This window comes from Pantoea sp. Pa-EAmG (assembly GCF_030024295.1).
Classification (GTDB): Bacteria; Pseudomonadota; Gammaproteobacteria; order Enterobacterales; family Enterobacteriaceae; genus Pantoea; species Pantoea dispersa.
Genome location: NZ_JASEWO010000044.1, coordinates 18,479 through 28,851 on the forward strand (window position 1 = coordinate 18,479; position 10,373 = coordinate 28,851).

Annotated in this window: 9 protein-coding genes, 1 pseudogene and 1 other annotated feature; of the genes and pseudogenes, 4 read left to right on the plus strand and 6 right to left on the minus strand. The window is 57.3% G+C overall.

What is annotated here, in order from left to right:
- Window position 1: 1 nt before the first annotated feature.
- Window positions 2–1,595 (minus strand): annotated as a pseudogene (trpD, locus tag QMM04_RS08635) (bifunctional anthranilate synthase glutamate amidotransferase component TrpG/anthranilate phosphoribosyltransferase TrpD).
- Entirely contained in the window at window positions 1,595–3,157 is a 1,563-nt protein-coding gene (locus tag QMM04_RS08640) for an anthranilate synthase component 1 (protein WP_031280219.1), read from the minus strand. The pseudogene trpD and the gene QMM04_RS08640 overlap by 1 nt, the downstream one beginning before the upstream one ends.
- A 23-nt stretch (window positions 3,158–3,180) precedes the next feature.
- Window positions 3,181–3,285, minus strand: a sequence feature (Trp leader region).
- Window positions 3,286–3,440: 155 nt separating this feature from the next.
- Here QMM04_RS08640 and QMM04_RS08645 point away from each other — a divergent pair.
- Window positions 3,441–4,325, plus strand: coding sequence for a PHP domain-containing protein (locus QMM04_RS08645; protein ID WP_088517175.1), 885 nt, complete (start codon window positions 3,441–3,443; stop codon window positions 4,323–4,325).
- Between the two features lie 12 nt (window positions 4,326–4,337).
- The gene (locus tag QMM04_RS08650; protein ID WP_282996009.1) at window positions 4,338–4,958 is read left to right on the plus strand and encodes an L-threonylcarbamoyladenylate synthase; all 621 of its coding nucleotides are present in this window, start codon (window positions 4,338–4,340) and stop codon (window positions 4,956–4,958) included.
- Here QMM04_RS08650 and QMM04_RS08655 read toward each other — a convergent pair whose 3' ends face one another.
- Complete coding sequence (locus tag QMM04_RS08655; protein WP_199189130.1) at window positions 4,959–5,615, minus strand: serine protease; 657 nt, start codon at window positions 5,613–5,615, stop codon at window positions 4,959–4,961.
- An 818-nt stretch (window positions 5,616–6,433) separates the two neighbouring features.
- On the opposite strand from QMM04_RS08655, the gene rluB reads away from it, so the two are divergent.
- Entirely contained in the window at window positions 6,434–7,312 is an 879-nt protein-coding gene (gene rluB, locus QMM04_RS08660) for a 23S rRNA pseudouridine(2605) synthase RluB (protein ID WP_059011621.1), read from the plus strand.
- Window positions 7,313–7,344: 32 nt separating this feature from the next.
- Here rluB and cobO read toward each other — a convergent pair whose 3' ends face one another.
- Together cobO and QMM04_RS08670 are read right to left on the minus strand one after the other, a co-directional pair.
- Window positions 7,345–7,932, minus strand: a complete 588-nt coding sequence (gene cobO, locus QMM04_RS08665) for a cob(I)yrinic acid a,c-diamide adenosyltransferase (protein WP_021510111.1) — start codon at window positions 7,930–7,932, stop codon at window positions 7,345–7,347.
- Window positions 7,929–8,693, minus strand: a complete 765-nt coding sequence (locus tag QMM04_RS08670; protein ID WP_021510112.1) for a YciK family oxidoreductase — start codon at window positions 8,691–8,693, stop codon at window positions 7,929–7,931. Before QMM04_RS08670 ends, cobO begins: the two co-directional genes overlap by 4 nt.
- A 174-nt stretch (window positions 8,694–8,867) precedes the next feature.
- On the opposite strand from QMM04_RS08670, the gene sohB reads away from it, so the two are divergent.
- Window positions 8,868–9,914 carry a protease SohB gene (sohB, locus tag QMM04_RS08675; RefSeq protein WP_058758624.1) on the plus strand — a complete coding sequence of 349 codons (1,047 nt, stop codon included), beginning with the start codon at window positions 8,868–8,870 and terminating at the stop codon, window positions 9,912–9,914.
- A 26-nt stretch (window positions 9,915–9,940) separates the two neighbouring features.
- Here the strand turns inward: sohB and QMM04_RS08680 are convergent, their stop codons facing one another.
- Window positions 9,941–10,189, minus strand: a complete 249-nt coding sequence (locus QMM04_RS08680; RefSeq protein ID WP_059012436.1) for a DUF2498 family protein — start codon at window positions 10,187–10,189, stop codon at window positions 9,941–9,943.
- Between the last annotated feature and the right edge of the window lie 184 nt (window positions 10,190–10,373).

The window sequence follows — 10,373 nt, forward strand, 5'->3', positions numbered from 1 at the left end:
TTCATCCTCTCGCTGCCAGTGCCACAACGCGCTCGTACGCCTGACCGCTGCGAATGGCAGCCATGGCGCGCTCAGCGTTATCGCGCAAATCTTCATTTCCGAATACTTTCAGCAACATTGCGACATTTACCGCAACGGCCTGCTCGTGGGCGGGCTGGCCTTTACCCTGGAGCAAACGCGTCAGAATGTCACGGTTTTCTTCCGGTGTGCCGCCGGCCAGTGCCTCTTTCGGCTGGAAGCTGAAGCCAAAGTCTTCCGGCGTCAACTGGTAACTGGTGATCTCGCCGTCACGCAGCTCAGCGACCTGGGTCGCACTGTGCAGCGCCACTTCATCCATGCCGCCACCGTGCACCACGGCAGCACGCTGGTAGCCCAGCACTTTCAGCGTCTGGGCAATGGGCAGCACCAGTTCCGGACTGTAGACGCCAATCACCGCCAGCGGTGGGCGCGCCGGGTTGATCAGCGGACCAAGTACGTTAAACAGCGTGCGGGTTTTCAGCTGCTGGCGCACCGGCATCGCGTGGCGGAAACCGCTGTGATACTGCGGCGCAAACAGGAAGCAGACGTTGAGATCGTCCAGCGCCTGCCGTGCCTGCTGCGCCGGCATGTCGAGATTGATACCGAAAGCGGCCAGCAGATCGGAAGATCCGGATTTGCTGGAGACGCTGCGGTTGCCGTGCTTGGCCACTTTCAGCCCGCAGGTGGCGGCGACAAAGGCGCTGGCCGTTGAAATATTAATGCTGTTGCTGCCATCACCGCCGGTGCCAACGATATCGGCAAAGGTATAGTCCGGACGCGGGAACGGTCTGGCATCGGCCAGCAGCGCGGAGGCGGCACCGGCGATCTCTTCCGGGCGCTCGCCACGCACTTTCATGGCGATCAGCGCCGCTGCCAGCTGCGTCGGCTCCAGCTGTCCGGTAATAATCGCGCTGAACAGCTGGTGGCTCTCGGCCTGGCTCAGCGTTTGCGCCTGATACAGTTTTTCCAGAATAGTTTGCATCATCATCTCCCTGTTATTTCGCCAGCGCCCAGGCCAGTGTTTGCTCCAGCAGACGTGCGCCCTGCGTGGTGAGAATCGACTCAGGATGGAACTGGAAGCCGCACACGCGGTCCGTTTCGTGACGCACCGCCATCACCATGCCGTTGTAGCTGGCGTTAACCGTCAGTTCCGCCGGCGTATTGCTGCCCACCAGCGAGTGGTAACGCGCCACCGGCAGCGGGTTGCTGAGGCCGGTAAACATTGCCTCGCCATCATGGGTAATGGCGGAGGCTTTACCATGCAGAATTTCGCCCGCCTGGCCGACGTGCCCGCCGTAAGCTTCGACGATGGCCTGATGGCCGAGACAGATACCAATGATCGGCAACTGACCGCGCAGCGCCTGTAACAGCTGCGGCATGCAGCCGGCATCTTTCGGTGCGCCAGGGCCGGGTGAGAGCATCAGCACCGGGTTTTCCATCTGCTGCAGGCGGTCGATCAGCACTTCTGCCGGGACGTTGTTGCGGTAAATCACCACGTTGTGGCCAAAGGTACGCAGCTGATCAACGAGGTTGTAGGTAAAGGAGTCGATATTATCGAGCAGCAGGATATCGGCCATCAGAAAATCTCCTTGCAGTGATGGGCAGTAGCGATGGCGCGCAATACCGCGCGGGCTTTGTTGCGGCTCTCATCCGCTTCAGCCTGAGGCTGAGAATCCAGCACCACGCCGGCACCGGCCTGCACAGTGGCGACGCCACCTTCCACCCAGGCGGAGCGGATGACGATGCAGGTATCAAGGTCGCCGCTGGCGGTAAAGTAGCCGACCGCGCCGCCGTAGCTGCCGCGCCGCGTGCCTTCTTTTTCCGCAATCAGCTGCATCGCACGCACTTTCGGTGCACCACTCAGCGTGCCCATGTTCATGCAGGCGCGATAGGCGTGCAGCACATCAAGATCGTTGCGCAGCGTGCCAACCACGCGGGACACCAGATGCATCACAAACGAGTAGCGGTCCACTTTGGTTAAATCCGCCACGTAACGGCTGCCGGGCACACAGATACGCGCCAGGTCGTTGCGCGCCAGATCCACCAGCATCAGGTGCTCAGCCAGCTCTTTATGATCGGTGCGCATTTCCAGTTCAATACGGCTGTCCAGGTCGCGATCCAGCGAGCCATCCGCATGGCGACCGCGCGGACGCGTACCGGCAATCGGGTAGATTTCGATCTGGCGTGAGCTGGCGTCATACTTCAGCGAGCTCTCCGGCGAAGCGCCGAACAGCGCAAAATCCTGATCCTGCATAAAGAACATGTACGGGCTGGGGTTGCTGTTTTTCAGCGTATCGTAAGCCGCCAGCGGTGACGGGCACGGCAGTGAGAAGCGGCGCGATGGTACCACCTGGAAAATTTCACCGATGCGAATGGCCTGCTGCAGTTCGCTTACCACGTTGCAGTAAGCTTCATCGCTCTGGCTGGTGCTCAGCGTCATCTGCTCGACGCGCTGCACCGGCAGCGCTGGCGCTGGCTGCGTCATCTGACCGTGCAGCTGTTCGATACGGCTCTGCAGACGCTGAAACTCGCTGGTGGACGGCGCAAACAGGCTGGCCTGCAGACGGGCGCTGCGCTGCTGGTGATCGATCACCAGTAACGTTTCGGCGAGGTAGAAACAGTAATCCGGGCAGCTTTGGTCATTGCGCAGCGGCGGCAGATCTTCAAATCCCGCCACCAGATCGTAGGCAAACAGGCCGCCCAGCAGCATGGCTTCACGTTCTTCGGCCGGGCTGTTAACCAGATGCGGAATCAGACGCAGCGCATCAAACACCGACAGCGCTTTCAGGCGGGAGTCTTCATCGTGCAGACCCTCAACCGGCGTGAAATGCAGCTCACGTCCGTCCGGGCGCACGGCGATGCGCACCTCGGGGGGCAGTGCTTCGTCCAGCAGCGGCAGCAGCGCGCGGCCGTTTTCCGACAGCGCCTGCAGGGTAACAACATTGCCCAGGGCGCTGATGCGCAGCGCGCTGTCGACAATCAGCAGGCTTTTCAGGTTCTGCTTGCTGTCGATATCGGCAGATTCAAGCAGCAGAGTTGCCGGACGTGCGCCGCATAATTGATGAAACACTGCGGCCGGATCTTCGCGGTAGGGCGCGGTACCGGTAATCAACTTCAATGTAGGTTTCGCATTAGCCATAATGGATTCTCTGAATTTCGCTCAAAAAAAAGCCCGCTCGGTGGCGGGCTCAGGTATCTGCACTGCGGTTACGCAAAATGTGCATGACGACGTCGCCCGTGAAAGGGATCATCGCGCCACCAACCATTAACATGCGTACCGATAAGAGCCATGATTAAATACCCGTTACGTGTGAACTTGTGTACTAGTTAACTGGTTCGGGTGAAAAAAGTCAATACCCTTTTTCAGTTACGGGCAAAATCGTTATCATGCCAGCCGGTTTAATGCAGTCGCTGGAGTGACCTTGTCAGATATCGCCCGTTTTCCACTTTATGATTTACACAGCCATACCCAGGCTTCTGACGGTTTGCTGACGCCGACCGCGCTGGTGCAGCGCGCCGTTGAGATGCACGTCGGCGTGCTGGCGATTACCGATCACGACAGCGTGGCGGGCGTTGCTGAAGCGCAGGCGGCGGTGCAGCAGCTTCAGCTACCGCTACGGGTACTGGCCGGTGTGGAAGCGTCGACGCTGTGGGAAAACCACGAAATTCATATTGTCGGGCTCAACGTTGATACGCAGCATCCGGCGTTAACCGCTTTTCTGGCGCAGCAGCACCAGTGCCGTATGGCACGTGCAGAGTTGATTGCTGAACGGCTGGAGCGCGCGCGCATTCCTGACGCGCTGGCCGGCGCTCAGCGTCTGGCGCAGGGCGGGGTGATCACCCGCGGGCATTTTGCCCGCTATCTGGTAGAGCTGGGCAAAGCCGATAACATGGCGCAGGTATTTAAAAACTATCTGGCGCGCGGCAAAACCGGCTACGTGCCACCACAATGGTGTACAATTAAACAAGCCATTGATGCTATTCATCATTCTGGTGGCGTGGCGGTGCTGGCCCATCCTGCGCGCTACGGACTGTCGGCCAAATGGCTGAAGCGACTGATTGCGCATTTTGCCGCAGAAGGCGGCGATGCGATGGAAGTGGCGCAGTGTCAGCAGGCACCGAATGAACGTACCCAGCTGGCGAGCTATGCGCGCGATAATCAGCTGGCGGCTTCGCAGGGGTCCGATTTTCACCAACCCTGTCCGTGGATTGAACTGGGGCGCAAGCTATGGCTGCCGGGCGGCGTGGAGCCGGTCTGGGAGCGTTTTCCCGCTTTAGCGCCGGTCAGATCGCACGTTGATGGGTGATATGAGGTTTTTATGAGTCAACTTTTTCACATTCATCCGGAAAATCCGCAGCCGCGTCTGGTTAATCAGGCGGTGGATTATCTCAATAAAGGCAGCGTTATTGTCTATCCGACCGATTCCGGCTACGCGCTGGGATGCCGTCTGGAAGAGAAGAATGCCATGGAACGCATCTGCCGCATTCGTCAGCTCGATGGTAACCATAACTTTACCCTGATGTGCCGCGATCTTTCTGAGCTGTCGACCTATTCGCAGGTGGATAACAGCGCGTTTCGCATTCTGAAAAACAATACGCCAGGCAATTACACCTTCATTCTGAAGGCCACTAAAGTAGTGCCGCGTCGCCTGATGAACGATAAACGTAAAACCATCGGCCTGCGCGTCCCGTCAAACCCGGTGGCGCTGGCGCTGCTGGAACGCCTCAATGAGCCGATGATGTCGACCTCACTGATGCTGCCAGGCAATGATTTCACTGAATCCGATCCGGAAGAGATCCAGCACAGCATCGGCAAGCTGGTGGATTTAATTATCGATGGCGGCACGCTGGGCCAGCAGCCAACCACCGTGATCGATCTCACCAGCGATGCGCCCGTCATCGTGCGTGAAGGGGCAGGCGATACCCGCCCGTTCCTGTGATTACGCCGGGCCGGGCGCTGTTTGTGGCGTCTGGCCGATATTGGCTTCCAGCCAGCGTTTGAAATCGCCGTACGGAATGTACAGTGAGACATCTTTTAAGATGACTTTTTTGCTGCGTACGTTAGCAATTTCATGGCTGTAACCCACAATCACTCCGCTGATTGTCTGGTCGGCATTATAGACAGCTCCACCCGACATCCCCTGAACGACACCGGCATCGGAAGCCATTGCCATGCAGGGCTTTTTATTCCAGCGATTATTAATGGCGGTGCGCGCCAGATTAACGCCGCTCGACTCGACCGGCATCGCGGAAATAAAACTGTAGCCATACATTTTAATTGGCTCGCCCACCGCGCTGCTGCGGAATTTCGCCAGCGTATCCGGACTGTTTTTATGATAAATAATCGCGACGTCGCAATAGGGGTGATAAGCCTTCACGCGCTGCACGGCGGTTTTGGCCACGTGCGCGGCAGTCAGACTGTATTCCGGCGTTAACGGAATGGTTGTACCGAGGATGCCCAAACCGAGTACCGTCGGGATGCCGGTCACGCTCATATCCACGTGCTGCAGCGCCGTACGACTGTACTCAGTATGGCCCACGGAACAGCCGCTCAGTGCCAGCGCTGTAAGCGCCGGCCAAAGCAGGGAGGTTCTCATGATGGCGGTCTTCATTTAATGTCCGTCAGCAAAATCCCTGGTGAAGACTTTCGACAGACAAATTAAATTCAATCCGTGAAACGATTAGCGCGCCATTTCCTGAGCGCGCCGGATTATATTATCAGGCCAGCTGTACCATTATTTGTTAATGGCTTGTTGTTTGAAAGCTTATAAAAAGTAATTAAAATTTTTTCTGATACTGCTTAGCCGAATTCAGGATTAAATTTTACACAGTTTTCGCGGCAGAACAATTCATCATATTTAATCTTTATCAAATAAAAACGAAAATACAGACTTAATCCAACCTGCAGCGCCAATCCGCTGTATGGCTGGGGCTGCTGGCTGCAATAAGCTTTACTAACACCACTATTTAGTTCTTTATGCTGATTTTGGTGTTTTGCGCCGATTTTCTGTTTGCACAACTGCAGCCTGGCCGGGAACGCTGCGGGTAACAGACTGGTGAGTCTCTTTAATCTATTGCGGCACTAATCGGCGCAACATTAAATAAATAAACGGTCTCAGGCAAAACGACGTAATTTCAGCGGGTTGCGCAGGCTATCATCACGCTCTTTACGCAAATCAATCAGAAATCTGAATCAATGACCTTGCTGCCCGCTTCAGCCTCCGGATCACAGGCGCTTTATTATCGGCAGAAAAGGAAAAGGTGTTAACGAAACTGTAGCTGGTGTAAAATCTCCGGCCGTCCGCGCTGGCACCTGGCGCGAAGCGGTCACAGATTCTGATACGGGACCTGGTAACGCCGGTATCTTACCTCTTCATTACCACGACGCCTGGGAAGGCGACAACGAGGCAGCTCCATGAGCGAGAAATTACAAAAAGTATTAGCGCGCGCCGGACACGGTTCGCGCCGTGAAATCGAAGCAATGATTTCAGCCGGACGCATCAGCGTCGATGGCAAACTGGCGACGCTGGGCGATCGCATCGAAAATGACAAAACCCTGAAAATCCGTATTGATGGCCATCTGGTATCGATTGCTGAATCGGCCACCGAGGTGTGTCGCGTACTGGCGTATTACAAACCGGAAGGTGAGCTGTGCACGCGCAACGATCCGGAAGGGCGCCCAACGGTATTTGATCGCCTGCCGCGCCTGCGCGGTTCACGCTGGATTGCCGTCGGCCGTCTGGACGTGAACACCTGCGGTCTGATGTTGTTCACCACCGACGGTGAGCTGGCCAACCGCCTGATGCACCCAAGCCGCGAAGTTGAGCGTGAATACGCAGTGCGCGTATTCGGTGAAGTGGATGACGAAAAAGTGCGTCAGCTGAGCAAGGGCGTGCAGCTGGAAGACGGCCCGGCAGCGTTCAAAACCATCAAATTCGCCGGCGGTGAAGGCATTAACCAGTGGTACAACGTCACCCTGACGGAAGGGCGTAACCGTGAGGTGCGTCGTCTGTGGGAAGCGGTTGGCGTGCAGGTAAGCCGTCTGATGCGCGTGCGCTACGGCGATATTCAGCTGCCAAAAGGTCTGCCGCGCGGCGGCTGGATGGAGATGGAACTGCCGGCGGTCAACTACCTGCGTAAGCTGGTGGGACTGCCGGAAGAGACGGTGACCAAAGTGGCGGTCGAGAAAGATCGTCGCCGCACCAAAGCGAACCAAATCCGCCGGGCGGTGAAACGTCATAGCGCGGTAAGCAATAACAGCCCGCGTCGCAACAGTAATAAACGCGGTTCCTGATGCTCCCTGACGCCGCGCCTGCGGCGTCAGTTTTACCAGTCGATTCCCTGCTGTGCCTGAATTCCAGCGTCGAACGCGTGTTTGACCGGACGCATCTCGCTGACGGTATCCGCCAGTTCCAGTAGCGTGCGGTGACAGCCGCGCCCGGTTATGATCACACTTTGCTGCGGCGGACGCTGCTGCAGTGCAGTGACCAGCTCATCCAGATCGAGATAATCCATACTCACCATGTAGGTGATTTCATCCAGTATCACCAGATCCAGCGACGCGTCTTGCAGCATGCGTCTGGCGTGTTGCCACACCTGCTGGCAGGCGGCCGTATCGCTGGCACGGTTTTGCGTCTCCCAGGTAAAGCCGGTGGCCATCACCTGAAACTCCACGCCGTGCTGCGCCAGCAGATTACGTTCACCATTGGGCCATTCGCCCTTAATAAACTGCACGGCAGCCACGTTTTTACCGTGGCCGCAGGCGCGCAGCGCGGTGCCAAAAGCGGCGGTGGTTTTACCTTTGCCGTTGCCGGTAAACACCATCAGGATGCCGCGCGTTTCGGTGGCGGCGGCGATGCGGGCGTCAACCTGTTCTTTCAGCCGCTGCTGGCGTTGCTGGTGACGATCGCTCATGCGCTGGCCGGTCCCGGCTTGCGCCCCGGTTGTGCATCGTAGCTGATGCCGGTTTTACGGCGGCTGTCATCGCCCATCAGATAGAGGTAGAGCGGCATCAGGTCGGCCGGGGTTTTCAGCAGGCTGGCATTCTCCTCCGGGAAGGCGCTGGCGCGCATTTTGGTGCGCGTGCCGCCGGGATTGATGCAGTTCACCCGCAGATGGCGGTTTTTATACTCATCGGCCAGCACCTGCATCATGCCTTCGGTGGCGAATTTCGACACGGCATACGCGCCCCAGCCTGCGCGGCCGGTGCGGCCCACGCTGGAGGTGGTGAACACCAGCGAACCGGCGTCGGATTTCAGCAGCAGCGGCAGCAGCGCCTGCGTTAAATAGAAGGTGGCGTCGAGATTGATTTGCATCACCTGCTGCCAGACCGCCGGATCGAGTTCCGCCAGCGGCACGATCTCACCGAGAATGCCGGCATTATGCAGCACGCCATCCAGCCGCGGCACCAGCGCGGCAACCTGTTGTGCCAGCTGCTGGCAGCTTTCCGGTGTGGCGTGCGCCAGATCCAGCAGCAGCGTAGCCGCGGGCTGTTTATTGAGCTGATTAATCGCCTCAGCGGTTTGCTGCAGCGTGGTGGCATTGCGGCCGAGCAGAATCACGCGCGCACCGTAGCGCGCATAGGTCAGGGCGGCTTCACGGCCGATGCCGTCGGAAGCACCTGTCACGAGAATGATGCGATTGTCCAGCAGGTCGCTTTTCGGTTGATAATGCACAGCGATGTCCTTTGCAGGTCAGAGGGTTTTTTGGCTTTATGCCTCAATTTGGCGCAAGGTGCAATCGCCGCAACGCGCATTCTGTGCCGCCTGCCGGCATTTCAGGCGACGAATGGCATCAAAGCGGGTAAACTCAGGGTTTGACTGTAATTCACTGTTTAATAAGGCGGCAGAATGGATTTACTCTCCAGCTATGGATTATTTCTGGCCAAGGCCGTCACCGTCGTGGTGGCGATCGCAGCTATTGTACTGATTGTGCTAAATGCCGCGCTGCGTAAACGTCACAGCGGCGGTCAGCTGCGCTTAACCCATCTCGACGAAGCCTATCGTGAGATGAAAGAGGACCTGCAGCTGGCGAAGATGAAGCCGCAGGCGCAAAAAGTGTGGCTGAAGCAGCATAAGAAAGAAGAGAAACAGAAAGCCAAAGCCGAAAAGCGCAACGCCAAAGCCGGTGTGACTGAAGCGGCGAAGCCGACTCTCTATGTGCTGGAGTTCAAAGGCAGTATGGACGCCGGTGAAGTCAGCTCGCTGCGCGAAGAGATCTCCGCAGTGCTGGCGGTGGCGCAGCCGGGTGATGAAGTGCTGCTGCGGCTGGAAAGTCCCGGTGGCGTGGTGCACGGTTATGGCCTGGCCGCGTCGCAGCTACAACGTCTGCGTGATGCGGGGCTGCAGCTGACCGCGGTAGTGGATAAAGTTGCCGCCAGCGGTGGCTACATGATGGCCTGCGTTGCGGATCGCATCGTGGCGGCGCCGTTCTCCATCATTGGTTCCATCGGCGTGGTGGCGCAAATCCCTAACTTTAACCGGCTACTGAAGCGTAACGACATTGATGTGGAGCTGCACACTGCCGGCCAGTACAAGCGTACGCTGACGCTGTTTGGTGAGAATACCGAGGAAGGGCGGGAGAAATTTCAGGAAGACCTGAATGAAACCCATCAGCTGTTTAAAGATTTTGTGCATCAGATGCGTCCGGCGCTGGATCTGGACAAAGTGGCGACGGGCGAACACTGGTATGGCCGTCAGGCGCTGGATCTGGGGCTGATTGATGAGATTGGTACCAGCGATGCGCTGATCATTGCGCGCATGGACCGTTTTAGCGTGCTGGGCGTGCACTTCGCGCGCAAGAAAAAGATGATTGATCGCGTGACCCACAGTGCCAGTGTGGCAGCCGAGCGGCTGATTCTGAAAATCTGGCAGCGCGGTGATAAACCGCTGTTGTGAATAAACCCGGCGCAGGCCGGGTTTTTTTATGCCAGGTGATACTGCGCGGAGAGCACCACGGCAAGGTGCTTAAACACGTTAAACACCGCCGTGGTTTTGGCGGTCGGCAACCCTTCATCGTCGAGGAACCACGGGCCGCGAAACACCAGAACCTCGCCCTGCTGAATCACCTCAGTGGCTTCCATCCCGGCAAAATATTCATCGTGCTGCTGAATGAGCTGATTAGCGATTTCCAGTAGCGTCTGGTGTGAAATGGATTCCGTTTCTGCTGACATTTTTCACCTCTTTTTTGACAGCGAATTTTCTCCTTCTATATTACTTGCCTGTCGGTGCGTTCAGCAAATCAGCGTTCGGTCAGAAAACTGGCGAGAAATTAAACAGAATGCTAATTAAGTTGCGTAACAGATTTTATCAGGTAGAGTGTGGGCGATTCAGCTTTCAGGGAGATCACACCAGGAT

What these genes read in the sequence shown, in the direction of transcription:
- QMM04_RS08640 (WP_031280219.1), bottom strand. Translation starts at nt 3,157, where the DNA reads ATGGCTAATGCGAAACCTACATTGAAGTTGATTACCGGTACCGCGCCC.
- QMM04_RS08650 (WP_282996009.1), top strand. Translation starts at nt 4,338, where the DNA reads ATGAGTCAACTTTTTCACATTCATCCGGAAAATCCGCAGCCGCGTCTG.
- QMM04_RS08655 (WP_199189130.1), bottom strand. Translation starts at nt 5,615, where the DNA reads ATGAGAACCTCCCTGCTTTGGCCGGCGCTTACAGCGCTGGCACTGAGC.
- rluB (WP_059011621.1), top strand. Translation starts at nt 6,434, where the DNA reads ATGAGCGAGAAATTACAAAAAGTATTAGCGCGCGCCGGACACGGTTCG.
- cobO (WP_021510111.1), bottom strand. Translation starts at nt 7,932, where the DNA reads ATGAGCGATCGTCACCAGCAACGCCAGCAGCGGCTGAAAGAACAGGTT.
- sohB (WP_058758624.1), top strand. Translation starts at nt 8,868, where the DNA reads ATGGATTTACTCTCCAGCTATGGATTATTTCTGGCCAAGGCCGTCACC.
- QMM04_RS08680 (WP_059012436.1), bottom strand. Translation starts at nt 10,189, where the DNA reads ATGTCAGCAGAAACGGAATCCATTTCACACCAGACGCTACTGGAAATC.